The organism is Lentzea sp. NBRC 105346 (assembly GCF_030269605.1).
GTDB lineage: Bacteria > Actinomycetota > Actinomycetes > Mycobacteriales > Pseudonocardiaceae > Lentzea.
Genome location: NZ_BSTQ01000035.1, coordinates 1 through 23,653, shown reverse-complemented (window position 1 = coordinate 23,653; position 23,653 = coordinate 1). Strand labels below are relative to the sequence as shown.

Here is a 23,653-nt window from a genome sequence, read left to right as displayed (position 1 = left end):
CCCTCCCGTCGCATCGCAGGCGAAGCCCTGCCGCATCCGAGACCCCAGGTCAAGCACGCTTTTCGCTTGACCTGGGGTCTCGGATGCGGCTGCCTCAGGTGCGATGCGACGGGAGGGGCACACCACCAAAGCGACCCACTACGAAACGCAACCCAGGGCTGGGCCCCTCTTTGAGCTGAGCCGGGGTCCGGGGCGGAGCCCCGCGCAGGAAACGCACCACGCACACAACCGGCAGCCAAGGCGCAACCACGCACGAAACCGGCAGCCAAGGCGCAACCACACACGAAACCGGCAGCCGAGGAAAGTCAGCGCGTCAACACAAACCGGACCACCCACGAAAGCCGCCGCGTCAACCCAAACCGGCAGCCGAGGAAACGCGACCACGCACCGGAACAGGCAAGCTCCGCAGGGGTCCCCCCGCAAGAAGCACCCCTTGCGCATATCCAAGCACGCAACCCCGACAAGATCACTAAACCAGCCGAACCGCCAGCTCAGAAAGGGAAACCCTCACTTAACCGCAGACTTGGCCTTCCACTGCTGCCAGGGAATCTGCCAGTCGTACCAGTCGAACTGCGCAGGCAAGTTCAGGCTAGATCCGCTGACCTCAACCGGATCCCCGATCATCGCAGTGTCGTAGTACGCCTTGGCGTCAGCCTCCAGCAGGTTCGCACACCCATGCGAACTGTTGACCTTGCCAATATTCCCGGCGTTGTCGTTGTTCTCGTGAATGAACTCACCGTGGTTGGAAATCCGCACAGCCCACTTCTTAACCACGTTGGTATACCCGTACCGCGGGTTGTCGAACGAGAACGTCTCATCCTTCTGCATAACGACGAACGTCCCGTTGGGCGTGTTCAGCTCAGTGTCGTCGTCCTTACCAAACGAAGCCGGGTACGAAGCGACCTGCTGCCCATCCCGCTCAACGATGAGCTGATGCGAAGGCGTGTTGATCTTCACAACCTGATTGCGACCGATGGTGAAGTCACTGGTCACATCAGCCTTACCGTAGGCCCCACCGCCGTAGTTGACGCCGTAGAGCTTGGCCTCAACCTTGACCTTGGTATTGGCCGGCCAGTACTTCTCGGGCCGGAAGTGAACCTCCTGGTCGGTCAACCAGGCCCAAGCCCCCTGAACATTGGCCGAGTTGGTGACCTTCAGGGCCTTCTCAACGGTCGCCTTGTCCTGCACCGGCGCCTCGAACTTGACCATGATCGGCACCGCGACACCGACCGTCTGGTCGTCACTCGGGAACAGCGTCGCACGGGTCTGCGCGCCCGGCGCCAGCGTCCCGAAAGCGCCCTTGATCTCAACGGACTTGCCGTCGGATCCCTTGACCGTCCCCGAGTACGTGTAAGTCTTGCCGTAACCGAGGGGCTCGGTGGTAGTCCACCCCTTCTTGTCCTCGGTCAGCTTGCCCTTGACCTCTTTACCCTCCGGCGACTTGAGCGCAACCGCCTCGATCACACCGTCCTGAACGGTGACCTGCACCGGCGACGTGACAGCCACGTCCTTGGCGCCGTCCGCCGGCTCGACGGTGACCTTGGCGGTGGGAAGCGTGCTGTCCACCTTCGCGGTGCCTGTCTCCACGCTCGAACAACCGGTCAGCACGACCAGGCTCAAGAGCAGTGCACCCAGGGTTCTCTTCACAGTTCGACCTCCCAACTAGAGGACGTCCAGACCACAGCCCCGGTGCGAGTGACATCGGTCACACATCGACTCAGCCTACGATCGGCCATGTGAATCGACCTGTCGCAGTTGTGACCGGAGCCAGTGCCGGCATCGGCGAGGCCACCGCACGCCGGCTCGCCACTGAGGGTTTCCACGTCGTGCTCGGGGCACGCAGGCTGGACCGCCTCCAAGTTATCGCGAAGGAGATCGACGGCACCGCGATCGAGTTGGACGTCACGGACACCGACTCCGTGAACCGCCTGGCCGAGCAGGTGCCGAACGTGAACGTGCTCGTCAACAACGCGGGTGGTGCGCGCGGGCTCAGCACGGTCGCCGAGGCCGACGAGGAGCAGTGGCGCTGGATGTGGGAGGCGAACGTCCTCGGCACGTTGAAGGTCACCAAGGCGTTGCTGCCGAAGCTGATCGACTCCGGCGACGGGCACATCGTGACCGTCACGTCGATCGCGGCGTTCGAGGCCTACGACAACGGGTCCGGGTACACGAGCGCGAAGCACGCCCAGTCGGCGCTGCACCGCACGCTGCGCGGCGAGCTGCTCGGCAAGCCCGTGCGGGTCACCGAGATCCTGCCCGGCATGGTCGAGACGGACTTCTCGGTCAACCGCTTCGACGGCGACGCCGAGCGCGCGGCCAAGGTGTACGAGGGCATCACGCCGCTCACCGCCGACGACGTGGCCGACGTGATCGCGTTCGCGGTCACGCGGCCGTCGCACGTCAACCTCGACTCGATCGTGCTCAAGCCACGCGCCCAAGCCTCGGCGACCCGCGCCCACCGCACCTGAGGTGTGCCGTTATGGCCACCATCGCGGACCTGAGGTCCGCGATGGTGGCCATAACGGTTCTAAGCAGCGGGGGTGCGCGTCGAAGGGATGTCGGGAGTGAGGACTTCCACGTCCAGCTGGTCCAGCACGCGGTCGATGGGGTTCGCGAACCCCATCGACCCGGACAGCGTTCCCGCGCAGTAGAGCCCGACGATCCGGTTGTCGGCGTCGACGAGCACCGAGCCCGAGTCGCCGTGGTCGCCGAACCGGCCGTCGCACGCCGTGACGCGCAACTGGTTGCGAAGTCTGCGGATCCCGATGCCGTCGCCGAAGTCGACGGTGATCGTCGCGTCCGTGGAGGCGACCACGCCGTGCGTCAGAGCCGTGGTGCGGCCGCGTTTGCGGACCGTGGTGCCGACGGCAGCCGCCGCGCTGCCGGTCACCGCGCCGATGTCCAGGATCTCCGCCCGGTGCGGGCGGTCGGGGTCGAGCAGGACGGCCGCCGCGTTGACACTGCCGGACAGCGCCGCGCGGTTGAGTACCCCGATGTCGTCCAGATCCGTCACGCCACCGTCCACTCGGGACGGATGGACCATCCGGTCGCCGACCATCCACGCGTCGTCGACACAACCGACGTGGAAGTTCGTGAGTCCCAGGACCTGGCGTTCGCCGCGCGACACAACCAGTGCGCCCATGGTGCCGACGATCACGTAGTCGCCCGGCACGGACACGTCCGGCGGCACCACACGAACGGCCCGCGCGGGGCCGATGCTGATCCCACCGCGCAGCACGGCATGTCGTTCGGCCACAACGGGTTGCTGCTCGTCCGGCGACAACAGCGCGCGGTGCAGCACGATGCTCTCGGCGACGACGTCGGTCGGGATGCCCTCGACCGACGCGGGGATCTGCAACGGATGGTTCGGGCCCTTGGCGCACACGTACACGACGATCGCGGCACGGCCCGTCGGCCGGCCGCCGGTGATCTTCTCGCCGATGTCCACGCCGATCACGCCTGGCCGGGAGAGGAACTCGTCCTCGACCCGCCGCTTGATCGGCCGGATGGCGTTGCGGTCCTGCTCATCGAGGTAGGTCATGGCGACCTCCGTGACTTCACTTGTCAACAACCATGAAACCACGGTTCGTAGGCAATTGGTCACGAGGAGTCACCCGTTCGGCCGTTCAGAGTGAACAGCCGATGAACACCGGTTCAGGATGCAGTTCCACGCCGAACGCCGCGCGTACACCATCACGGACCTCGCGGGCGAGGTCGAGCAGGTCCTCTGTCGTCGCGCCACCGCGGTTCGTCAGAGCGAGGGTGTGCTTGCTCGACAGCGCCACTCGCCCGCCTGGTCCCTGATGTCCCTTGCGGAAGCCGGCGCGCTCGATCAGCCACGCGGCCGAGAGCTTGCGGTGGCCGGGACCCGCCGGATAGGTCGGGACGTCGACGTCCGCGCCGAGCACCTGCGCGATGCGGATCAGCACGCCGTTGAACGTGGCGTCGTCGACGATCGGGTTGGTGAAGAACGAGCCCGCGCTCCACGTGTCGTGGTCCGTGGCGTCGAGCACCATTCCCTTGCCGCGCCGCAGTTCCAGCACCGCCTTGCGGGCGGCGTCGGCGGGCACGCGCTCGCCCTGGTCGACGCCGAGCGTGCGCGCCAGCTCGGCGTAGCGGATCGGCGCGGACATGCCGCCCGCGGTCAGCGCGAACCGGGTGCGCAGCACGACCGCGTTGTCCGTGCCCTTCAAGACACTCGTGCGGTACGCGAGGCCCAGCTTCGCGGCGGGCACCTGGTGCACCTTGCCGGTGCGGCGGTCGAGCAGGTCGACCGACTGCAGCACCTGGGCGATCTCGACGCCGTAGGCGCCCACGTTCTGCACGGGCGTGGCACCGACGAGTCCGGGGATGCCGGAGAGGCATTCGAGCCCGCCGAGGCCCTGTGCGATGGACTCGGCCACCACGGAGTCCCAGTCCTCGCCCGCCTCGACGGTGAACTGCACGATGCCGTGGCCCAGCGGGTCGGAGCGGTGGCCCTTCGTGGCCACCTGCACGACCGTGCCCGCGAAGCCCTGGTCGGCCACCACCAGGTTCGAGCCGCCGCCGAGCAGCAGCACGGGTTCGGTGGAGGCGTCGGCTGTTCGCACGGCTTCGACCAGCTCAGCCGCGGTCGTGGCGTGGACGAACCGCGCGGCCGGTCCACCGAGTCGGAGCGTCGTGCGCTCGGCCAGAGGTACTGACTGCGTGGTGGTCACGACCGCCAACGGTAGCCTTCGCGACATGGCACGCCGCATCGAGCACCACACCACGTCGCCCCATTCGGCCGAAGCCGTCTTCGGCGCGATGGTGGACGAGTCGTATCTGCGCGACCGGCTCGCGGAGATCGGTGGCAACAACGCCGAGCTCGTCACCTACTCCAGCGGCGGCGGTAAGACGACCTACCAGCTCAAGCAGGGCGTGCCCGCGGAGCACCTGCCGTCGCTGGTGAAGAGCGTGCTCGGCGGCGACCTGGTCATCCACCGCACCGAGGCGTGGACGGAGGCCGGTCACACCGGGACGGTCGAGGTGACCATCCACGGCGTGCCCGGACGGCTGGACGGCACGTTCACGCTCACCGGCAACGGCAGTGGGAGCAAGCTCACGCTGCAGGGCCAGGTCAAGGTCAGCATCCCGCTGATGGGCGGCAAGCTGGAGGGCCTGGTCGCCGAGCAGGTGATCGAGCTGCTGGACAAGGAGAGCGAGTTCACGGCGGAATGGCTCGCAAACCGCGGCTAGCGGCGGGCCGCGCGCGGGCCCTCGGGCTGCCGACGCGGGGCACGACCAACCCGAACCGCCTGCGGCGCGTGGACCGGTGGATGACCGGTGTGCTGGGCGGCTTCCTCGCGGGATTCGATGATCCACTGGTCGTCGACCTCGGCTACGGCTCGTCGCCGATCACGACCGTGGAGCTGGCGGCGCGGCTGCGGACCGTGCGGCCGGACGTGCGCGTGCTCGGTCTGGAGATCGACCAGGAGCGCGTGGACGCCGGGAAGGCCGTGGCGGATCCGCCCTTTCTCGACTTCCGGCGCGGCGGGTTCGAGCTCGCGGGCGCGCGGCCGGTGTTGTTGCGCGCGTTCAACGTGCTGCGGCAGTACACCGAGGAACAGGCCGTCGAGGCGTGGGAGACGATGCTCGGCCGCCTGGCTCCCGGCGGGCTACTGGTCGAGGGCACGTGCGACGAGATCGGCCGCCGCTGCTGCTGGGTGACACTTTCGGCTGAAGGTCCGTTCCGGTTCACGCTGGCGTGCAAGCCGTCGGACATCGAGACCCCGTCGGACCTGGCCGAGCGGCTGCCCAAGACCTTGATCCACCGCAACGTGCCGGGCGAACGCGTGCACGCGCTGCTCGCCGAGCTGGACGCCTGCTGGGCCACCGCGGCGCCGTTCGCCCCCTTCGGGCCGCGGGCGCGCTGGGTCGAGTCCGTCCGGCTGCTGGCCGAACGCGGCTGGCCGCTCGTGGACGACCGCCGGCGTTGGCGACTCGGGGAATTGTCGCTCGAATGGTCTGCCGTCGCGCCGTAGTGTGGTCGGGTGGACTTCGTCGAGCGGATCAAGACCGAGGCGGAGGCGCTGCGTGCCGCCGCACTGCTGGCCGGCCCCGAGGCGGTCGTGCCCACCTGTCCGGATTGGACGGTGCACGACCTCGTCACGCACATCGCGCGCGTCCACTCGTGGGTGATCAAGTGCCTCGCCCTGCCGCCCCAGGTCGCGCCACCGCGGCCGGACACGCCGCCCGAGGAGTGGAACGAACTGCTGAACTGGTGGGACGAACGGGTTCTCACCATGACCTCGCAGCTGCGCGAGCTGTCGCCGGACACTCCAGTGTGGACGTTCGGCGCGGAGAAGACCGCGTCGTTCTGGCCGCGCCGGCAGGCGCACGAGACGGCGATCCACCACCTGGACGCACTGCACGCCACCGGTCACTCGGTGCCGACGCTGCTGTTCGACTCGGAGTTCGCCGCCGACGGCGTCGACGAGTTCCTCACCCGGATGGTGCCGCGCCAGCTGGAGCGCGGCCGCCGGATCGAGGTCACCGGACGGCTGCTGCTGCACGCCGCCGACGCCGGGCGCACCTGGGAGGTGCGGCTGGCCGAGGGCGAGGTCCCCGTCGTGGGGCCGGTGCATGACTCGGCGACCGACGAGGACGCGACCGTGGCCGGAACCGCGGACGCCCTCTACCGTGCGGTGTGGAACCGGCCGAGTCATGCCGTCGTGTCCGGCAACCGGGCTCTATTGGACGGTCTGCCGCGGCCGTGACTACTGTTCGGACGTGCCCGAACGCCGCTATGTGATCACCTTCGGCTGCCCCGACCGGACCGGCATCGTCGCGCGGATCTCGTCGTTCCTCGCCGACCACGGCGGCTGGATCGTCGAGGCCGACTACCACACGGATCCGGAGACCGGCTGGTTCTTCACGCGCCAGGAGGTGCGGGCGAACTCGCTGCCGTTCTCGGTCGAGGAGCTGCGGACCCGTTTCGGCGCGGTCGCGGACGAGCTGAACCCGGCCTCGACCTGGCGGGTGACCGACACCGGTGAACGCAAGCGCGTGGTGATCCTGGTGTCCAAGGACGGCCACTGCCTGTACGACCTGCTGGGCCGGGTCGCGACGGGCGAGCTGGAGGTCGACGTCGCCGCGGTGATCGGCAACCACCCCGAGCTCGGCGACATCACGCGGGCGCACGGCATCCCGTTCCACCACGTGCCGTTCCCCTCGGGTGACCCCGCGGGCAAGCAGGCGGCGTTCGCCGAGCTGCGCAAGCTGGTCGACGAACACGACCCGAACGCCGTGGTGCTGGCGCGGTTCATGCAGATCCTGCCGCCCGAACTGTGCGAGGCGTGGGCGGGCCGGGCGATCAACATCCACCACAGCTTCCTGCCGTCGTTCATCGGCGCGCGGCCGTACCACCAGGCACACCGTCGTGGCGTGAAGCTCGTCGGCGCCACCTGCCACTACGTCACCGCCGACCTCGACGCCGGGCCGATCATCGAGCAGGACGTCATCCGCGTCGACCACGGCGACTCCGTGGCCGACATGGTCCGCAAGGGGCGCGACATCGAGAAGGTCGTGCTGGCCCGCGGCCTGCGGTGGCACCTGGAGGACCGCGTGCTCGTGCACGGCAACCAGACGGTGATCTTCTAGCGCTCGATCCGGAGCCACCGGTACATCTCGATGGTGTCGCGACCAGGCCGGTAGACGAACACCTCCGCACCGGACGGCTCGAGCACGATCAGCGTGGATTCCGTCCGGCTCGCCTCCTTGCCGTCGACGGTGGTCTGCGGGTCGCCGCTGCCGATGGTCATGGACTGCTTGACGCTGGACACGAGGACCCGCACGGAATCCTGGTACCACAGCGTCGCCAGCCACTTGTCCCGTGACTCCGTCAGGTCGAACCCCTCGGGCGCACTCGGTGTCTGCGTCATCCGGATCGGCAGCTTCACCTTCTGCGGCCCGATCTGAAGGGTCGTCGCGATGTGCCGGGCCATCTCCTCGGGGGAGTCGGCGTTCCCCACCGCGACCTCCACCCAGGCCGTGGGCGTGTACTTCCAGCGCAACGCGGCGCCGCGCGGTCCACGCCGGGCCGTGTTCCACGACGCCTCGCGGCCGAGCGCGACGTCGGCCCGTTCGAGCTTCGTCCGGTCGATCTGTTCCGGTGCGACCGAGAACAACTCGTCGTTGCCGTTGAGCTCGATGTCCTTGCCGGAGGGCACCATGCGCAGCTCGACCTGCCACGATCCGTTCGTGATCCACTGCCGGTGCCAGTCCCGATGAGTCTGGACCACGCGCTCGGCGGGTTCGGCGGGCAGCCAGCCGAACGACGCCTGTTTCTCGTCGGGCTGGAAGAACACCGGGGTCTCCGGCGGCGTGGTCCCTCGCGAGATCGCGGGCTGCGGCAGCCCGTTCGGCAGGCCGGACACCGCGACGGCCGCGACACCGAGCACCACGCCCGCGGCGGCGCCCATGATCCAGCCGAGTCGCCTGCGCCGGATCATCCGCTCACCGGTGCGGACGGCGAGGTCCAGGTCGACCGCCGACCGCCGCGCCGGCGTCGACGCGGCCTCATCCAGCAGAATGCGCAAGTCGTCCATCGGCTTCACCTCCCATCGCGCGGCGCAGTGCCCGCAGGCCCTTGCTGGTCTGGCTCTTCACGGTTCCGGTGGTGCAGCGCAACGCCACCGCGGTGTCCTCAATGGACATGTCGCAGTAGTAGCGCAGCACGAGCGCGGCCCGTTGCCTCGGTGGTACCGCGAGCAACGCCTGACGTACCGCGAGGGCGGTCGCGGTGTCGTCGGCCTCGACCGAGCGGTCGAAGTCCTGCAGCTGAACGCGGCGAGACCACGCCGACCGGCGTTCGTTGAGGAACGCCCGCGTCAGTACGGTCCGCACGTACGCGTCGACGTTGTCCGCGGCCCGGGCCTTCCCCCAGTGCACGTACAGCTGCGTGATCGCGGTCTGCACCACGTCGTCCGCCCGGTCCCAGTCCTGGCACAACAGGTACGCGAGCTTGCCCAGCCACGGCATGTGCGACCGCACGTACTCGACGTACTCGTCCCGCCACTCGGCTCTCACAACGATCCGACGCGCGCGGGTCGCCGGAAGGTTGCCCATCACTTCCGAGTCCAAGTCCTCTGGCATGACGACACCACGGGTCTCACCCTCACGGCATGCCGAAAGTGGAGATGGACCTCGAGACACGCGTCCCGCCGGACCGCGTCCGAGCAGCACTGATCGATTTCTCCGAGCACCGCCCGGAGATCTGGCCCGGCATCACGCCGTCCCTGTACGAGGTCTACGAGGTCGGTGAGACGTCCGCGGACGTCAAGGAGGGCACCAAGGCGCCGGGCACGATGGTCTGGGCGAAGGAGCACTACGACTGGTCGGCGCCGGACACGGTCAAGTGGACCGTTCAGGAGAGCAACTTCTGCGCTCCCGGTAGTTACGTGGCCGCCACCATCTCACCCGGCGCCGATGGCGGCAGCCACGTTCACCTCACGTGGAACCGGACGCCGACCAGCATCGCCGGCCGGATCGCGACCCTGCTGATCGTCGCGACCAAGGGCATGCCGATCACGCGCTCGTTCCGGAAGGGCATGGCCGAGCTCGAAAAGTCCTGAAGGGACTACAACTTCGTCGCCGCCCACGAGACCGACTCGACCAGCCACGCCACGTCGTCCGGCGAGAGAACCGCGGGCGGCGTGAAGCTGACCGTGCGGCCGCGGAAGTCGGCGAGCACGTTGGCGCGCAGCAGGGCGCCGGTGAAGACCTCGGCGGAGCGCGCGTCCGGCAGCTCGACGCCGAACAGCAGGCCGCGGCCGCTGACACAGGCGTGGCCGGCCAACGACTTGCGCAGCGCCAGCAGGATCTCGTCGCCGAGCACGGCGGCGCGTTCCACCAGCCCCTGCGCCGCGATCACGTTGAGGGTCGCGTTCACCGCGGCGGCCACCAGCGGTGACGTGGCGGGTTCGGCGCGCAGCAACGGCACCTCGACCTCGTGGGACGCCACGACCGCGGCGACGGGCACGACGCCACCGGAGAGGTTCTCGCCGACCAGCATGATGTCCGGCGCGACCCCGTCGAGGTCGCTACCCCACCAGACGCCGAGCCGGCCGAGGCCGGTGCGGGTCTCGTCGACGATCAGCAGTGCGCCAGCCTCATGGCACACCTCGGCGACCTGCTTCAGGTAGCCGGCCGGTGGGAACGCGATGCCGCGCACGGGTTCGATGAGCACGCACGCCGGTGAGCCGGAGGCCAGGTTGGCCCGTAACGAGTCGATGCCGCCGTAGGGGACGTCGCCCGTGGTGAGCACGCGCGGCCGCCCGTTGGCCTGCGCAAGGGTCACCGCGAACTGGGCGGCCTCGGTCGCGGACGTGAAGCAGTGCACGTGGTCTAGCCCGTTGGGGGTGGCCAGGTCCAGCATGATCCGGTCGGTCAGCGACGGCCTGCGCACCTGCTCGACGACGGCCTGCACCACGGCGGGGTGGGCGTGTCCGAGCAACGGGGCCCCGTAGCCACCGCAGTCGAGGTACTCGACGCCGTGCGGGTCGATCACGCGGGCACCACGGGCGGCGCATCCGGTCAGCTCTTGGGTGGTCATGCGGGAACCTTTCGATGAGCAGCGGCCGGCGGGCCGCTCGGCGAAGTGCGACGAGCGAACCGGTTCCCACTTGTCATTCGGATTCCACGGCCGTTCGGTTCGCGCTCCCCGTAGGCTTTTCCGGTGCGGACGGAAATCACCACGTTGGAGCACCTGCGGACCGCGTCCGATTTGCGCGGCGCTGTCCTGATCGGCCTCGACCTGACCGGCGAGGACGTGCGCGCCCCGCTCGACGGCGCCCTGCTGCTCGGCTGCACGTTGTCCGAAACGCAGCAGCGCCGGGCCGGAGCCGCCGGGGCGTTGATCTTCCCGGTGATCCCGGACCTCCCGTACGAGGTGTACCGCTCGACCCTCTACACACCGGCCGAGCTGTTCGCCGGCTTCGACCCGTCACGTCCGTCCTCGTACACCGACACGCCCGATGCCCGCATCTACCGGCACAGCAGGCAGCAGGGACACCACCCGGACCCGCTGCACGCGCTGGCCGAACGCCTGCACGACCACTCGATCACCGAGGCGCTCGACGACGTGCTGACCGGCGCGCCGGTCGCCGTGATGGGCGGGCACGCCCTGGCCCGCGACTCGGCGGGTTACCGCTCGGCCGTGGAGCTCGGCGCGGCCCTGGGACAGGCCGGGTTCACCGTGCTGACCGGCGGCGGTCCGGGCGCGATGGAGGCCGTGCCGCTCGGCGTGCGTGCGGGTATGGACGAGGAGGTCCTGCGTTCGCTCGCCAAGGCCACGCGGTTCGGCGCCGACGACACGTCGATCGGCGAGTGGCTCGCGGCGTTCCCGACGGATCTGCCGACCTTCGAGACGCCGCGCACGATCGGCATCCCGACCTGGTTCTACGGCCACGAGCCGCCCAACCCGGCGTGCGAGGTGCACGCCAAGTACTTCGCGAACTCGGTGCGCGAGGAGGGTCTGCTGACCGTCGCGACCGGCGGCATCGTCTACACGCCGGGCAAGGCGGGCACGGTCCAGGAGGTCTTCCAGGACTTCACGCAGAACTACTACGGCTCGGTCGGCCCGGCCGCGCCCATGATCTTTCTGGGTACCGATTTCTGGACGTCAGAGGTGCCCGCAGCGCCGTTGGTGCAGACGCTGGCGGCCGGGCGCGAGGCCGAGCAGTGGATCCTCGTCACCGACGACGTGGACGAGGCCGTCGAGCTACTGGTCAAGTACGCGGGCCAGGTCGGTTAGGACCTCGGCGCCGGGCAGCTTCGCCAGCACGTCACCGGGAATCAGCAGCTTGCTGCCCCGGATGCCACTGCCGATCACCAGTTCCGGCTGCTCGGCGACCTCCGGTGCGACCAGGATCGGCCAGGCGCTCGGCAGGCCGACCGGCGTGATGCCGCCGTACTCCATGCCGGTCAGCGAGACCGCGTCGTCCATCGGCGCGAACGACGCCTTGCGCGCGTCCAGCCTGCGCCGGACCACGCCGTTCACGTCGGCGCGCGTCGTGGCCAGCACCATGCAGGCCGCATAACGCAGCTCGCCGCCACGTTTGCCCGCGACGACCACGCAGTTCGCCGACGCGCCGAGCGGCGATCCGTAGTGCGCGCAGAACTCGGCCGTGTCGGCGAGCGACGGGTCGATCTCGGCGACGGCGACGCGATCGGCGTCCGGCAGGTCCTTCAGCGCCTTCGCGACCGGCTCGGCGACGAGGTCGAGGCGGGAAAGCGCAGGTACGGGCTCCAACTTGCCAGCGATGGTCCACACGGGGTTCATCCTGCCAAACTCTCCTTGACCTTGACGCTACGTCAACCTCTACCGTCGTTCCTGCGAGAAGGGGGAGGGACATATGGCCTGGTCGATCGCCCAGGTGGCCCGGATGTCGAAGGTGACGTCCAGGACGCTCCGGCACTACGACTCGATCGGGCTGCTGTCGCCGGCGTGGATCGGCGGCAACGGCTACCGGTACTACGAGAAGGAGCAGGTGCACCGGCTGCAGCAGATCCTGCTGCTCCGGGACATGGGGCTCGGTCTCGACACGGTCGCCGAGATCCTCAGTGGCAAGCACGACCAGCTCACGGTGCTGCGCAACCACCACCGGTGGCTGCTCGCGGAACGAGAGCGGCTCAACCGGCTCGCCACGACCGTCTCGAAAACGATCAACGAACTCGAGGGAGGGGACGAAGTGAAGATGGAGGAGCTGTTCGACGGCTTCGACGCCGAGCAGCAGAAGCGCTACGAGGCGGAGCTCGTCGACCGCTTCGGCGACGGCGTCAAGGAGCACATCGCCAGCAGCAAGCAGCGATGGGTCGGCAAGACGAAGGCCGACGCCGACCGGTTCCTGCAGGAGTGGCAGGACATCGTGACCGAGGGAACGCGTTTGTTCCAGGCGGGCACGGCGATCGACGCTCCCGAGACGCAGGAGCTGATCGACCGCCACTACCGGTGGATCTGCCTGAGCTGGACGCCGAACCGCGAGTCCTACACGGGTCTCGGTGACCTGTACCTGGACGACGAGCGGTTCCGAGTGCAGCTGGACGTCCACGCCGAGGGTGTCGCGCAGTGGACGCGGGACGCGATGGCGCACTACGCGCAGACGCGCCTCTAAATAGGGGACGGGTGGGAGCTGCAGATCCCACCTACTCCAGCCCGAACGCCTTCAGCGCCTCGCGGTTGAAGTCCGGCAGGTCGTCGGGCTTGCGAGACGTCACCAGCGTCCAGCCGTTCGCATCACTCACGCAGACCTCACTGTCCTCCCACTCGGCGCCCGCGTTGCGGATGTCGGTCTTCAGGCTCGGCCACGAGGTGAGCGTCTTGCCACGCACCACGTCGGCCTCGACGAGCAGCCACGGGCCGTGGCAGATCGACGCGATCGGTTTGCCCGCCTCGACCATCGCCTGGACGAACCGGACGGCGTGCTCATCCATCCGCAGAAAGTCCGCGTTGGCCACCCCACCGGGGATCACCGCGCCGTCGTAGTCGGACGGCGAGGCGTCGGCGTAGTCGACGTCGACCGGGAAGGTGTCCGCGGGTGTCAGGTGGTTGAACCCCTGCACGGTGCCGAGCTTCGGCGCGAGCAGGCGCGGCACACCGCCGGCCTTCTCGACGTGGGCCCACGGGTCGGTCAGCTCGACCTGCTCGATGCCCTCCTCGGCGACCAGGAACGCGATCTTCTTCTGTTCAGCCATGCCATTCGGCTACCCGGCGAAGAAGTCGACCAACCGTTTGCGGATCACCGCCCGGTGGCTGATCAGCGGCGCGGGCGAGTCCAGCACCAGCAGCTCGCTGTTCGGGAACGCCTGCGCCGTGGCCTTCGCCACGTCCTCGGGGTGCAGCGGGTCACCGGTGGCCGCGATGATCAGCACCGGAGCCGTCACGGCCGCCAGTTCGCTTGTTTCGTCCACCACGACCTGGCCCGGCAGTTCCTCGGCCGCCCGCGCGAGTCGCAGGAGCGCTGTTTTTCGTGCCTCGAGGTAGTCGGGCGGGCCCTGGGCGAGGTCCATGAGCTGGTCGAGCGTCCACTTCTCGCGCGGCTGGTCGAGCACCGCGGGCAGCAGCAGGGCCATCTTGCGGAACTTGTTGGGTTGATCGGCGACCAGCCGGGTAAGGGCGCCCGCGCCGAGCGAGACGCCGACGGCGTGATCAGCGTCCACAGAGGCCAGATCCCGCGCGATGCGCGGGTAGTTCCAGTAACCGGGTGGCGCGTCCGGCGCTTCGCCGTGCGACGGGAGCGTGATCACCTTGCGTGTGCCGGGCAGGCCGGACGCGGGGATGCGCGCCTCACCCGGTGTCGCGCCGAGTCCGTGCGCGACAAGGGTGACCGGGGTGCCCCGGCCGTAGGAGTTGACTATCACCAGCGCGGGCCGCGCTGCACCTCGATGAGCTTGGGGCGGACGTCGACCATGTAGACGAGCACCGCGACCAGGCCGGCCAGCCAGAACAGCATGCCGAAGTCACCCGGCGAGAAGAGCAGGAGTGCGGCCGCGCCACCACCGGTGATGCCGAGCCAGGCGGGCTTGGTCAGTCTCTCGGCCGCCGTGTACGCGTCGGTGCGCTGGGTCAGGGCGTGGATGAACGCGAACAGACCCATGAAGCTGAAACCCCAGTCAAGGAGCTTCAACACCCACAGGTCGAGGAACGCGTAGCTCAGCGGTGGGAACAGCAGCACGGAACCAGCCTACGTGCGAACGGCGGAAGACGGGAGCCGGGCGGCCTCCGTCTCAGTTTGCCGTCAAGGGCACCCTCACGGCGTCTCATGCCGTCAAGGGCGCCCTAACGACATCTCATGCCGTCAAGGGCACCCTTGCGGCGTCTGATGTCGCAAGGGTGCCCTTGACGGCATTTGGTGTCCTGTGGGTGCCCTTGACGGCACTTTCCGGGTGCGCGAAAGGCGGGAGCCCGGCGAAGGGGCTCCCGCCTGACGCGTGGCGGCGGTCTGTGCGAGGGCGGGAGCCAGGGGGACTGACTCCCGTCCTCGTCAGATCACTTGGTGGTGTTGGTGGTGGTGGTGGACGAAGCCGGCTTCTTGGCGGCGGTCGTCGACCGGGTCGTGGTGGTGGCCTTGCGCGGCGCGGTGCGGTTCGCGGTCTTGCGAGCCGTGCTGCGGACCTCGTGGGCGGCTTCGTCGCCGGCCTCGGTGATCTCCTCGGCCAGCTTCTCGCTGCCCTTGTCGACCGCGTGGGCGACCTTCTCGCCGACCGAACGGGTGCGGCGGGTGACCTTGCCGAGCACGTCGTCGGCGAGCTCACGCAGGTCCTCGGTGGCGGACTCGGCGCGCTTCTGCGCGGCCTCGACGGCCTCCTCGACCTGCTCCACGGCCTTCTTGACCTGCGGCTGGGACTTGATCTGCTCCAGCGTGGCCTCACCCTGCTCGGCGAGGTAGTTGTACAGGTTCAGCGCGGACTCGCTGTAGGCGTCGACCAGCTTCTTGAGCTCGGCGGGCTGCAGCTTCTCGCGCAGGTCCTTGAGCTCGGCCGGGATCTCCTGGGCCTGGGCGCGGGCCTTCTCGGAACGCTCCTTGGCCTTGTTCAGGGCCTCGACGACGGCCTTGGCCGCGAGGTCGCCGGCGCCGAGCGCGGCGAGCAGCGTCTGACGAGCGGCGTGCGCGGCCTGCTCGCCGGCCTTGCGGACGTCTTCCTGGGTGGGCAGATTCGGCATGGAGATCACTCCTCCTTGTTCTTGGCGGCGTTCTCCCGCCTGAAAGATTCATAGATGTCGAGCAGCACTTGCTTCTGGCGCTCAGTCAGGTCCGGGGCACCGACGATCGCGTCCGCCAACGCGCCGCCGTCGCGCTGCTCGAGGATTCCCGCTTCGACGTAGAGCACTTCGGCGGAAATCCGCAGCCCCTTGGCGATCTGCTGCAGGATCTCCGCTGACGGCTTGCGGAGTCCCCGCTCGATCTGACTGAGGTACGGGTTCGAGACACCAGCCTGCTTCGCGAGTTCGCGCAACGAGATCTTGGCGTTGTTGCGCTGTTCCTTGATGAAGTCGCCGATGCCGCGGCCGAGGTCCGCGACTGCTTTGTCGATGGACTTTTCCACTGATCTGCCTTCCGTTCCTCGTGCCACCGACTACGTTAGCGGGGAGTGCTAGCAGTTGCAAGCACGCTGCTAGCAAACTCTGCGTGGGCTCGCTCACAGGGTTACCGTGGACTCGGGAGGCGCCGATGGGCGGACTCGACCAACGTCTGCGCGCGGACCTCGCGGACCTGCTGCTGACCGACGGTGTGGTGCACGATTCCCGGTGGCTCAAGGCTTTCCGCGACGTACCGCGACACGAGTTCCTGCCCTGGTTCCACCGCCAGCAGCCGGACGGCACCTGGGAACGCGTCGACCGGCGCACCCCGGACTGGCTGAGCCTGGTCTACGCCGACCGCGTCTGGGTTACCCAGTTCAACGGCGACGACACCGCCAACGACGGGATTCCGACCTGCTCGTCCAGCATGCCGACGATCATGGCCATCATGCTGGAGGCACTGGACGTCCACAATGGACAGTCTGTGCTGGAGATCGGTACCGGGACCGGGTACAACGCCGCACTGTTGTGCCACGCGCTCGGCGACGAGCGCGTGACCACCGTGGACGTGGACATCGCGGTGCTCGCCCGCGCGCGGGAACACTTGGGGCGCGCGGGTTATCACCCCGTCTGCGTTCCTGGCGACGGCGAGCTGGGCCATCCGGAGCGCGCGCCCTACGACCGCTTGCTCGCGACGTGTTCGGTGTCCCACATCCCGAACGCGTGGCTGGAGCAGGTGCGACCGGGCGGTCTGGTGGTCACGACGCTGCACCGGCAGATCGGCGCCGGGCTCGTGCGGATCGTGTCGAACGGCGACGGCACGGGTGAGGGCCGGGTGCTGGTCGAGGACGGGCGGTTCATGCCGTTGCGAGCACACGAACACGGTGTGGCACTCGGCCGGACGGACCCGTCGGAGGGCCGCCCGACCTCATTGGACGCCGCGACCGTGCTCGATCCCGGCAGTCCGTTCGAGTTCTTCGCGGGGCTGGCGCTGAACGGGGTGTCGGCGGGTCAGGACCGGTATGGCGGCGCGTGGTTCGCGCACCCCGACGGGTCGTGGGCGCGGGTGCGGATCGGCGACGGCCGGTCGCGGGTCGAGCAGGGCGGTCCGCGCCGGCTCTGGGACATCGCCGAGAGTGCCTACGAGGACTGGACCGCGCTGGGCCGTCCGAGGCGGCACCGGTTCGGAATCACGGTGGAGCGCCACCGGCAGTACCTCTGGCTCGACGACGAGCACGCCTGGCCCCTCGATTAACGGTCACTCGTTCGGGTAAGAGCAGGTCACATCACGACACGGGTGGCTGAATCGACGCCAGGAACGACGGGTACGCCATGATTCGGGACATGTCCCGACTTCGCCAGCAGGCAGTCCTGAGCGGTTGCGTGCTGACCGCGGTGCTCGCGGCGGCGGGCCTGTTCGTCACCGACTCAGGCATAAACCCGCAGGTGTGGCTGATCTGCCTCGCCCTGGGTTTCCTGTTGTTCCTGGCGGCGCTGGACCCGTGGCTGCACCGCAAGCGCGCCGCCGAGCTGAGCACCGACGCACACCTGGACGCCGCGTGCGCCGCGCTGGCCACCGGCCTCGCCGCGCAGTGGCGCGAGGAGTGCCGGTCGCGCGGGCTGGCCGACGGCGATCTGCTCGACCTGCGCTGGACGGCCACCGAGCTGGACGTGAGCGACGAGCCGGACGCACCGCCCGGACGCAGCGATGCCGTCGTCGGGGCGTTCGAACGGCAGATCAACCGGCGGCTGGTCGTGATCGGCGAGGCCGGGACGGGCAAGACGACCATCGCGATGCTGCTGACCGTCGGACTGCTCGACCGCTACACCCACGGCCTCGTGCCCGTCTTACTCCCGCTCTCCACTTGGGATCCGACGACCGAGGACGTCCGCACCTGGCTCACCCGCAGGCTCTACGAGGACCACCCGGCGTTGCGCAACACGGAGCTCTACGGCAGCTACGCGGGTGACCTGCTGGTGGAGCAACATCGCGTGCTGCCGGTGCTGGACGGTCTCGACGACATCCCGGCCGACGTGCGCGCGGACGCCCTCGCGAAGATCAACCGGGCGTTCCCGGTCAGCAGGCCGCTCGTACTCACCTGCCGCACCGCCGAGTTCGCGGACACGGTGTCGCTCGCGGGCCCGGTGCCCGGAGCGGACGTCATCGAGCTGGAGCCGCTGGACCTGGACGAGGTCGCGGCCTACCTACGGGCCGTTTCGGATCCGGTCGCCGCCGCGCGCTGGGAGCCGGTGTTCATCCGGTTGCGCGAGGAGCCGGACGGCCGGCTGGCCGAGGCGTTGTCCACGCCGCTGACGATGTGGCTGGCCAGCGTCGTCTACTCGGTGAGCGACCTGGAACCCACGGAACTGCTGGACCGCGGCCGGTTCCCGGACGCGCGGTCGATCTCGGACCACCTCGTCGACGAGCTGGTGGCGCAGGCGTTCGGCAACCGCGGCGCCGCGCACCAGGCCCGCGCGTCGCAGGTGTGGCCGAGGGAGAAGTCCCGGCGGTGGCTGGGGTTCCTCGCCTACGAGATGCGGCAGCGCGGGATCCGCGAGCTGGCCTGGTGGGAGCTGCGCCGGTCGGTCGGCAGCGCCTGGCTCGCGTTCCTCGGCGCGCTCGCGCTCGGCTCGATCGGCGGGTTCGGCGTCGCGTGGCTGATGGCGTACGCGAGCACGCCGAAGCTCGCCCCCTACACGGGTCTGGTCGCCGGCATCCTGGTCGGGGCCGCCGCGCTGACCGCGTCGCACGACCGCAAACCCAAGCCGCGACTGGGCATCTGGCGCAGCCTGCTGCTGGTGTGCGGGGTCATCGGGCTCGGCGTCGGCCTGGTGTTCGGCGCGATGTACGGGCTGTCCGCGGGTCTCGTGGTCGGGCTCGGCATCGCGGTCGCGATCGCACTGCGGTTCGCGCTCGCCAGCTCGGCCGAGCTCTCCCAGGCATCAAGTCCACAGTGGACGATGGCCCGCGACCGGATCGCGGTGTGGACCGGTTCCCTGGTGCTCGGCGTGGTGTTCGGCTCGGCGGCGGCGCTGGTGTTCGGCCCCAACGAGACCGGCATGGTCGGGCTGGGCCTCGCGTCCGGGCTGATGCTCGGGTTCGCGCTGGCCGTGCTGCACCTGCGCTGGTGGTGGTTCACCGTGGCGCGGATCTGGCTCGCCACGCGCGGACGCCTGCCGTGGGAGCTGATGGTCTTCCTGGAGGACGCCCGCAAGCTCGGCGTGCTCTGCCGAGCCGGTGCCTGCTACCAGTTCCGCCACGGGCTGGTGCAGGACCGGCTGGCCGAGCACGCCGCTACTCGGTCCGCAAGCCCGGAGCGGCGGTCGCCGTTCGCAACGAGGGCAGCGTCAGAAGCGTGACCACGAAGACCGCCGCCGCGGTGACGCCGGTCAGCGTGATGACGCCGAGCCAGTCGAGCGCGACGGGCTGAGCCAGCACGCGCAGCAGCAAGGCGCCGAGCCCGGCGCCCGTGGCGACCGCGACGATCATCGCGAGCAGTAACGGGAAGGCGTTCTGCCACAACACCGACCAGACCAGGACGCGCCGGGGCACCCCGCTCGCGACCAGCACGGCGAGCGGGCGGCGGCGTTCGCGGATCTGCTCCACGGCCATCACCAGCAGGCTCGCGCCGACCAGCACGAGCACCAGCAACGCCCCGGCGAGCAACGCCTTGCGCATGCTCGCGAACACCTGCGCGGCCTCCGTGCTCGCCCGCTGGCCGGCGAAGTAGCTGAACGCCCGCCAGCGCAGCGGTCCGACCGCGTTGCGCGCGTGTTCGACCGCGTCCGGCACCGCGGGATCCAGCGCCGCCACGTAGTACGACTGGCCCTTGGGCGTCGGCACGTTACGCAGTACGGACGGCGTCACGTACAGCTCGCCGCTGAGCACATCCTCGGAGCTGACGCGCTCCGCGGCGGGCAGGCGCCACGTCGCACCCACGCGTTTCGACCGGTCGTCCTGGTACTCGACGAACGTGATGGACCCCTCGGCCTCGATGTCCGCGTCACGTGTGCGGAAGACGGACCCCTCGTGGCAGGAGTCGATGCGCAGCAGGCCCCGCAGCGCCGGGCAGTCGGCGATCACGATCGCGATCCAGTTCTCGCTCTCGGTCTGCGCGCTGACCTGCCGTGCCCGCAACACCTCCCGGACCCCCTTGGCCGCGGCCAGGCCGCTCACGTCGGCGTCGGCGGAGCTCGAGACGACGAGATGGTTCTTGCCCGCGTCCGCGTGGTCCTCGCTCGCAATGCTGCGCTCGGCGCTGGCCAGGATCGTCTGCAACGCGATCGCGCCGGCGAGCACCACCGCGACGCCGCCGACCACGCGTGCCGCCGAACCGCTGTCGAGCTGCAGCCGCCGGACCGCGAGCTGCCACGCCACGGAACCGCGGTGCAACCGGCCGACCGAGCGTTCGACCAGCCACGGCAGCACCAGCGGAATCCCCAGCATGAGCAACGAGACGCCGCTCGCGAGCACGTACTCGTTCGGGCGCCGCGGTCCGCTGACCGTGCCCACCTGGCTGACCAGCAGCGCGATGCCACCGATGATCGGCACCAGCCGCCACCACAACGAGCGGCGCACCGGACGTGCCTCGCGCACCACGCCGAGCGGCTCGATGACCGTGCGGCGCATCGCGACGACCGCGGTGACCACGGCGAGCACCGGCACGAAGATCACGAGCAGCACGACGAGCGCGGGCGCCGGCGTCAGGTCCTCACGGAACAACGCCGCGTCGGCGAGCCGGACGTCCTCGGTGTACTGCCGGCCGAAGAAGAAGAGCGCGAACCCGACGGCGAGCCCGACGAACGCACCGAGCAGCGCCTCACCGGCCGCGATCAGCCGGACCCGCTGCGCGCTGGCGCCGATCAGCCGCAACGCCGCCAGCCTGCGGTCGCGTTGCGCGCCGGACAGGCGGGTGCTGATCCCGACGAAAACCAGCACGGGGAACAGCAGGATCACCACGAACACCACGGAGATCGCGTACAGCAACGGGTTGTAGACCTGGGCCCGCGTCAGGCCGAACCGGTAGACGCGGTTCTCGGCGGTGTGCTCGACCTGCGCGTTGCCGGCGTAGAACCGCAGCTCGTACGGGCCTTCAAGGCCGGCCCGGCCGATCTCGCCGACGATCCGTTCGGGGAACCGCGGCCGCAGCAGCTCACCCTCGGGTGAGGCGAGCAACCGGCCGAGGGCGGGCGACACGAGGATCTCGCCGTCCCCCGGAATCCGGTCCGCGCCCGGCGGAACCGGCGCGTTGGGACCAGCGGCGTCGAGGTAGCTGCCCCAGATGTTCTTGTCCCGGAAGTCGACGATCGCCTGGACGCGGTACAGCGGGTCGACGCCCGCGATCGCCGGTCCGTCGTCCATGACGCGCAGCTGGTCCGCGCGGTGATCCCGCGCGTTCAAGGCCGTCGGAAACGACGCGGCGACGAGCAGCACGGCGACGCCGAGCCCGATGCCCAGCCCGGTCAGCACGAGCCTGATCCACGAGTTCCGGCCGCCCCCGACGGCCAGCCGGACCCCGAGGAGCAGGTCGTCGGCCCAGCGGATCACGTGGCGAACTCCATGTCCCGCGACCGCCCGTCCCGCACCACGACCTCCCGGTCGGAGTAGGCCGCAACGCGCGCCTCGTGCGTCACGAGCACGACCGCCGCCCCGGTGTCCCGCGCGGCACTGGTCAGCAGATGCATGACGCGCTCGCCGTTCAACGAGTCCAGCGCGCCCGTCGGTTCGTCCGCGAAGATCACCTTCGGACTGCTCACGAGCGCGCGGGCCACCGCCACCCGCTGCCCCTGACCGCCCGAGGTCTCACTGGGCCGCTGGTCCTTGACGCTCGTGACCTCCAGCCGTTCGAGCCAGTCGATCGCCTTGGCCTCGGCCTTCCTGCGGCTCATCCCGCCCAGCCGCAACGGCAGGGCGACGTTTTCCAGACAGGTGAGCTCGGGCACGAGCTGGCCGAACTGGAAGACGAACCCGAAGTGCGTACGCCGCAGCTCGCTGCGTTCGCCGTCGGGCAGGCCGCTGAGCTCGATGTCCTGGTAGTGCACGGTGCCGCTGTCCGGCTTGAGGATGCCCGCGAGGCAGTGCAGCAGGGTCGACTTGCCCGACCCGGACGGCCCCATGACGGCGACCACCTCACCGGCCTTGACGCTGATCCCGGCGCCGTCGAGCGCGGGCGTCGAGCCGAACGACTTGCGCAGGTTCTCGGCCTTGAGGATCACCCGGCCACCTCCTTCGCGAGTTGGTCGATCCGTGCCGCGGTCAGCTCCAGCCAGCGCAGATCCGCCTCCAGGTGGAACAGCGCGTGGTCGCAGATGAGCTGGTCGGCGAGGTCGCCCCCGGTCTTGCGTCTGGTCAGCTCCCGCATGGTCGCGAGATGCGCGGCGCGCTGCGAGTCGAGGACGTCCGTAGCGCTGCGCCCGGACAGCAGCGCGAGCACGACCTTCGCGTGCAGCACGTTTTGGAGGTATACGTCCGGCTTCTCAGGGGTGTTCAGCCAGCCCTCGACGTCCGTGACGCCCGCGTCCGTGATGGCGTACCGCTTGCGGTCCGGCCCGTCCCCGGCCTCGACGCCGGCTTCCGTGACGAGCCCGTTCTTCAGCAGCCGGCTGAGCGTCGAGTAGACCTGCCCGTAGTGCAGCGACCGGTTGTGACCGAATCGGCGGTCGTACGCGCGCTTCAGGTCGTAACCGTGCTTCGGACCACTCTCCAGCAGGCCCAACAGTGCGTGCCCGATCGACATGTTCCGGCACTATACACACAGTGTATACACCGAGTGCATTCGTTTGATGCCCTGACGCGGGCGTTGGCTACGCCTACAGTGGAGGGGTGACTGGTCTGACTGTCGGCTGGGATCACGACGTCGAGCTGCTGCTCGACTTCCTCAACACCCGACACGTACTGGACAGTGAAGCCTCGTGGCGCGCCTGGGTGAGCGAGCGCGGCCTCGGGAGAAGCGGAGACATCACGCAGGCCCGCGCGGCGCGGGCGGCGTTGCGCTCATCGCTCGACGGGTCGTCCGGGCCGCAAACCGCCGCCGGCTCTGTGCGGATCGAGCTCAACGGCGGGGTGCCGATGCTGGCTTCCTCCGATGCTCTTGGCGCGGTTCTGGCTGCTTCTGCTCGGTTGGCTGTGCTGGGGTCTTGGGAGCGGTTCAAGATCTGTCCCGCTGAGGGGTGTCTGAGGGCGTTCTTTGATCGGTCTCGGAATCGGTCCCGCACCTGGTGCTCCATGCAGGTTTGCGGGAATCGGGAGAAGGCTCGGAACTTTCGGGAGCGGACCCGGGCGCTGGCCGTGCACTGAGGTCTTGGCTGCGGTTTCGTGCGCTGAGGTCGTGCGCTGACGTTGGCGATCTTGTCGGTGCGGCGTGCTTGGGTATGTGCAAGGGGTGCTTCGTTCGGGGGGACCCCTTGGGGCGTTGGCTGCCGGTTCCGTGCTTGGTTGCCTGTTTGGCTGCCGGTTCCGTGCGTGGTCGCTGTTTGGCTGCCGGTTGCGTGCGTGGTTGTTCTTTTGTTGGCTGCCGGTGTCGTGGGGCGCTGCGTCTTCCGGGGGCGCCTTCGGCGCCGCGATTGGGGCTTGACTTGGGGCCCCTCGCGGCGTGGTGGGCCGGCTCCGCCGGC

General features: G+C 69.3%; 26 protein-coding genes. 11 read left to right on the top strand and 15 right to left on the bottom strand.

Annotation, left to right across the window (positions count from 1 at the left end; all coding sequences use genetic code 11):
* Positions 1–507: 507 nt before the first annotated feature.
* On the bottom strand, positions 508–1,647 hold the full coding sequence (locus QSK35_RS42015) for an Ig-like domain-containing protein (RefSeq protein WP_285753972.1): 1,140 nt from the start codon (positions 1,645–1,647) through the stop codon (positions 508–510).
* Between the two features lie 89 nt (positions 1,648–1,736).
* On the opposite strand from QSK35_RS42015, the gene QSK35_RS42010 reads away from it, so the two are divergent.
* Positions 1,737–2,468: an SDR family NAD(P)-dependent oxidoreductase gene (locus tag QSK35_RS42010; protein ID WP_285753971.1), complete on the top strand. Its 732-nt coding sequence runs from the start codon at positions 1,737–1,739 to the stop codon at positions 2,466–2,468.
* Between the two features lie 59 nt (positions 2,469–2,527).
* Here QSK35_RS42010 and QSK35_RS42005 read toward each other — a convergent pair whose 3' ends face one another.
* Together QSK35_RS42005 and QSK35_RS42000 are read right to left on the bottom strand one after the other, a co-directional pair.
* Positions 2,528–3,541: a chymotrypsin family serine protease gene (locus QSK35_RS42005; RefSeq protein WP_285753969.1), complete on the bottom strand. Its 1,014-nt coding sequence runs from the start codon at positions 3,539–3,541 to the stop codon at positions 2,528–2,530.
* An 85-nt stretch (positions 3,542–3,626) separates the two neighbouring features.
* Positions 3,627–4,724: a UDP-N-acetylmuramate dehydrogenase gene (locus QSK35_RS42000; protein ID WP_285753967.1), complete on the bottom strand. Its 1,098-nt coding sequence runs from the start codon at positions 4,722–4,724 to the stop codon at positions 3,627–3,629.
* Here QSK35_RS42000 and QSK35_RS41995 point away from each other — a divergent pair.
* From QSK35_RS41995 to purU, 4 genes are read left to right on the top strand one after another with little or no spacing between them, the layout of a single operon-like run.
* Entirely contained in the window at positions 4,723–5,217 is a 495-nt protein-coding gene (locus QSK35_RS41995; RefSeq protein ID WP_285753965.1) for a DUF2505 domain-containing protein, read from the top strand. The genes QSK35_RS42000 and QSK35_RS41995 overlap by 2 nt on opposite strands.
* The gene (locus QSK35_RS41990) at positions 5,196–6,002 is read left to right on the top strand and encodes a class I SAM-dependent methyltransferase (RefSeq protein ID WP_285753963.1); all 807 of its coding nucleotides are present in this window, start codon (positions 5,196–5,198) and stop codon (positions 6,000–6,002) included. Before QSK35_RS41995 ends, QSK35_RS41990 begins: the two co-directional genes overlap by 22 nt.
* A 9-nt stretch (positions 6,003–6,011) precedes the next feature.
* A complete protein-coding gene (locus QSK35_RS41985) occupies positions 6,012–6,737 on the top strand; it encodes a maleylpyruvate isomerase family mycothiol-dependent enzyme (protein WP_285753961.1) in 726 nt (241 codons plus the stop codon).
* 31 nt (positions 6,738–6,768) lie between these two features.
* On the top strand, positions 6,769–7,620 hold the full coding sequence (purU, locus tag QSK35_RS41980; RefSeq protein ID WP_285753974.1) for a formyltetrahydrofolate deformylase: 852 nt from the start codon (positions 6,769–6,771) through the stop codon (positions 7,618–7,620).
* On the opposite strand, the gene QSK35_RS41975 is transcribed toward purU, so the two are convergent.
* Together QSK35_RS41975 and QSK35_RS41970 are read right to left on the bottom strand one after the other, a co-directional pair.
* Positions 7,617–8,567 carry a hypothetical protein gene (locus QSK35_RS41975; protein ID WP_285753959.1) on the bottom strand — a complete coding sequence of 317 codons (951 nt, stop codon included), beginning with the start codon at positions 8,565–8,567 and terminating at the stop codon, positions 7,617–7,619. The two genes, purU and QSK35_RS41975, sit on opposite strands and share 4 nt — an antisense overlap.
* Positions 8,539–9,114 (bottom strand): SigE family RNA polymerase sigma factor, encoded by a 576-nt coding sequence (locus QSK35_RS41970; RefSeq protein ID WP_285753957.1) that lies wholly within the window; start codon positions 9,112–9,114, stop codon positions 8,539–8,541. Before QSK35_RS41970 ends, QSK35_RS41975 begins: the two co-directional genes overlap by 29 nt.
* Before the next feature lie 29 nt (positions 9,115–9,143).
* Between QSK35_RS41970 and QSK35_RS41965 the strand changes: the two genes are divergently transcribed.
* Positions 9,144–9,593, top strand: coding sequence for a hypothetical protein (locus QSK35_RS41965; protein WP_285753955.1), 450 nt, complete (start codon positions 9,144–9,146; stop codon positions 9,591–9,593).
* A gap of 5 nt (positions 9,594–9,598) precedes the next feature.
* On the opposite strand, the gene QSK35_RS41960 is transcribed toward QSK35_RS41965, so the two are convergent.
* The gene (locus QSK35_RS41960; RefSeq protein ID WP_285753953.1) at positions 9,599–10,573 is read right to left on the bottom strand and encodes an aminotransferase class III-fold pyridoxal phosphate-dependent enzyme; all 975 of its coding nucleotides are present in this window, start codon (positions 10,571–10,573) and stop codon (positions 9,599–9,601) included.
* A 123-nt stretch (positions 10,574–10,696) separates the two neighbouring features.
* On the opposite strand from QSK35_RS41960, the gene QSK35_RS41955 reads away from it, so the two are divergent.
* Positions 10,697–11,773, top strand: coding sequence for an LOG family protein (locus QSK35_RS41955; RefSeq protein ID WP_285753952.1), 1,077 nt, complete (start codon positions 10,697–10,699; stop codon positions 11,771–11,773).
* Here the strand turns inward: QSK35_RS41955 and QSK35_RS41950 are convergent.
* Positions 11,741–12,301: a YbaK/EbsC family protein gene (locus QSK35_RS41950; protein ID WP_285753951.1), complete on the bottom strand. Its 561-nt coding sequence runs from the start codon at positions 12,299–12,301 to the stop codon at positions 11,741–11,743. The genes QSK35_RS41955 and QSK35_RS41950 overlap by 33 nt on opposite strands.
* Positions 12,302–12,374: 73 nt before the next feature.
* On the opposite strand from QSK35_RS41950, the gene QSK35_RS41945 reads away from it, so the two are divergent.
* Positions 12,375–13,133, top strand: a complete 759-nt coding sequence (locus QSK35_RS41945) for a MerR family transcriptional regulator (protein WP_285753950.1) — start codon at positions 12,375–12,377, stop codon at positions 13,131–13,133.
* Positions 13,134–13,164: 31 nt separating this feature from the next.
* On the opposite strand, the gene QSK35_RS41940 is transcribed toward QSK35_RS41945, so the two are convergent.
* From QSK35_RS41940 to QSK35_RS41920, 5 genes are all read right to left on the bottom strand, one after another.
* Complete coding sequence (locus tag QSK35_RS41940; protein WP_285753948.1) at positions 13,165–13,713, bottom strand: type 1 glutamine amidotransferase domain-containing protein; 549 nt, start codon at positions 13,711–13,713, stop codon at positions 13,165–13,167.
* Positions 13,714–13,722: 9 nt separating this feature from the next.
* Positions 13,723–14,379 (bottom strand): alpha/beta fold hydrolase, encoded by a 657-nt coding sequence (locus tag QSK35_RS41935; RefSeq protein WP_285753946.1) that lies wholly within the window; start codon positions 14,377–14,379, stop codon positions 13,723–13,725.
* A complete protein-coding gene (locus QSK35_RS41930; RefSeq protein WP_502881789.1) occupies positions 14,376–14,654 on the bottom strand; it encodes a DUF2516 family protein in 279 nt (92 codons plus the stop codon). The genes QSK35_RS41935 and QSK35_RS41930 overlap by 4 nt, the downstream gene beginning before the upstream one ends.
* A gap of 353 nt (positions 14,655–15,007) precedes the next feature.
* A complete protein-coding gene (locus QSK35_RS41925; protein ID WP_285753943.1) occupies positions 15,008–15,682 on the bottom strand; it encodes a hypothetical protein in 675 nt (224 codons plus the stop codon).
* A 5-nt stretch (positions 15,683–15,687) separates the two neighbouring features.
* Positions 15,688–16,065: a helix-turn-helix domain-containing protein gene (locus tag QSK35_RS41920; RefSeq protein ID WP_285753942.1), complete on the bottom strand. Its 378-nt coding sequence runs from the start codon at positions 16,063–16,065 to the stop codon at positions 15,688–15,690.
* Between the two features lie 125 nt (positions 16,066–16,190).
* Between QSK35_RS41920 and QSK35_RS41915 the strand changes: the two genes are divergently transcribed.
* Both QSK35_RS41915 and QSK35_RS41910 read left to right on the top strand, forming a co-directional pair.
* Positions 16,191–17,294, top strand: coding sequence for a methyltransferase domain-containing protein (locus tag QSK35_RS41915; RefSeq protein WP_285753940.1), 1,104 nt, complete (start codon positions 16,191–16,193; stop codon positions 17,292–17,294).
* An 89-nt stretch (positions 17,295–17,383) separates the two neighbouring features.
* The gene (locus QSK35_RS41910) at positions 17,384–19,399 is read left to right on the top strand and encodes an NACHT domain-containing protein (protein WP_285753939.1); all 2,016 of its coding nucleotides are present in this window, start codon (positions 17,384–17,386) and stop codon (positions 19,397–19,399) included.
* On the opposite strand, the gene QSK35_RS41905 is transcribed toward QSK35_RS41910, so the two are convergent.
* Genes QSK35_RS41905 through QSK35_RS41895 form a run of 3 tightly spaced genes read right to left on the bottom strand, consistent with a single transcriptional unit; the run spans position 19,335 to position 22,776 of the window.
* On the bottom strand, positions 19,335–21,587 hold the full coding sequence (locus QSK35_RS41905; RefSeq protein WP_285753938.1) for an FtsX-like permease family protein: 2,253 nt from the start codon (positions 21,585–21,587) through the stop codon (positions 19,335–19,337). The two genes, QSK35_RS41910 and QSK35_RS41905, sit on opposite strands and share 65 nt — an antisense overlap.
* A complete protein-coding gene (locus QSK35_RS41900) occupies positions 21,584–22,255 on the bottom strand; it encodes an ABC transporter ATP-binding protein (protein ID WP_285753937.1) in 672 nt (223 codons plus the stop codon). Before QSK35_RS41900 ends, QSK35_RS41905 begins: the two co-directional genes overlap by 4 nt.
* The gene (locus QSK35_RS41895) at positions 22,252–22,776 is read right to left on the bottom strand and encodes a PadR family transcriptional regulator (protein WP_285753936.1); all 525 of its coding nucleotides are present in this window, start codon (positions 22,774–22,776) and stop codon (positions 22,252–22,254) included. Before QSK35_RS41895 ends, QSK35_RS41900 begins: the two co-directional genes overlap by 4 nt.
* Positions 22,777–22,862: 86 nt before the next feature.
* Here QSK35_RS41895 and QSK35_RS42905 point away from each other — a divergent pair, with 86 nt between their 5' ends.
* The gene (locus tag QSK35_RS42905; RefSeq protein ID WP_502881788.1) at positions 22,863–23,336 is read left to right on the top strand and encodes a CGNR zinc finger domain-containing protein; all 474 of its coding nucleotides are present in this window, start codon (positions 22,863–22,865) and stop codon (positions 23,334–23,336) included.
* The last annotated feature ends 317 nt before the right edge of the window (positions 23,337–23,653 follow it).

Coding starts and splice junctions, on each gene's coding strand:
- QSK35_RS42005 (WP_285753969.1), bottom strand. CDS start 3,541: ATGACCTACCTCGATGAGCAGGACCGCAACGCCATCCGGCCGATCAAG.
- QSK35_RS41995 (WP_285753965.1), top strand. CDS start 4,723: ATGGCACGCCGCATCGAGCACCACACCACGTCGCCCCATTCGGCCGAA.
- QSK35_RS42000 (WP_285753967.1), bottom strand. CDS start 4,724: ATGTCGCGAAGGCTACCGTTGGCGGTCGTGACCACCACGCAGTCAGTA.
- QSK35_RS41990 (WP_285753963.1), top strand. CDS start 5,196: ATGGCTCGCAAACCGCGGCTAGCGGCGGGCCGCGCGCGGGCCCTCGGG.
- QSK35_RS41975 (WP_285753959.1), bottom strand. CDS start 8,567: ATGGACGACTTGCGCATTCTGCTGGATGAGGCCGCGTCGACGCCGGCG.
- QSK35_RS41970 (WP_285753957.1), bottom strand. CDS start 9,114: ATGCCAGAGGACTTGGACTCGGAAGTGATGGGCAACCTTCCGGCGACC.
- QSK35_RS41965 (WP_285753955.1), top strand. CDS start 9,144: ATGCCGAAAGTGGAGATGGACCTCGAGACACGCGTCCCGCCGGACCGC.
- QSK35_RS41960 (WP_285753953.1), bottom strand. CDS start 10,573: ATGACCACCCAAGAGCTGACCGGATGCGCCGCCCGTGGTGCCCGCGTG.
- QSK35_RS41950 (WP_285753951.1), bottom strand. CDS start 12,301: ATGAACCCCGTGTGGACCATCGCTGGCAAGTTGGAGCCCGTACCTGCG.
- QSK35_RS41945 (WP_285753950.1), top strand. CDS start 12,375: ATGGCCTGGTCGATCGCCCAGGTGGCCCGGATGTCGAAGGTGACGTCC.
- QSK35_RS41940 (WP_285753948.1), bottom strand. CDS start 13,713: ATGGCTGAACAGAAGAAGATCGCGTTCCTGGTCGCCGAGGAGGGCATC.
- QSK35_RS41925 (WP_285753943.1), bottom strand. CDS start 15,682: ATGCCGAATCTGCCCACCCAGGAAGACGTCCGCAAGGCCGGCGAGCAG.
- QSK35_RS41915 (WP_285753940.1), top strand. CDS start 16,191: ATGGGCGGACTCGACCAACGTCTGCGCGCGGACCTCGCGGACCTGCTG.
- QSK35_RS41910 (WP_285753939.1), top strand. CDS start 17,384: ATGTCCCGACTTCGCCAGCAGGCAGTCCTGAGCGGTTGCGTGCTGACC.
- QSK35_RS41895 (WP_285753936.1), bottom strand. CDS start 22,776: ATGTCGATCGGGCACGCACTGTTGGGCCTGCTGGAGAGTGGTCCGAAG.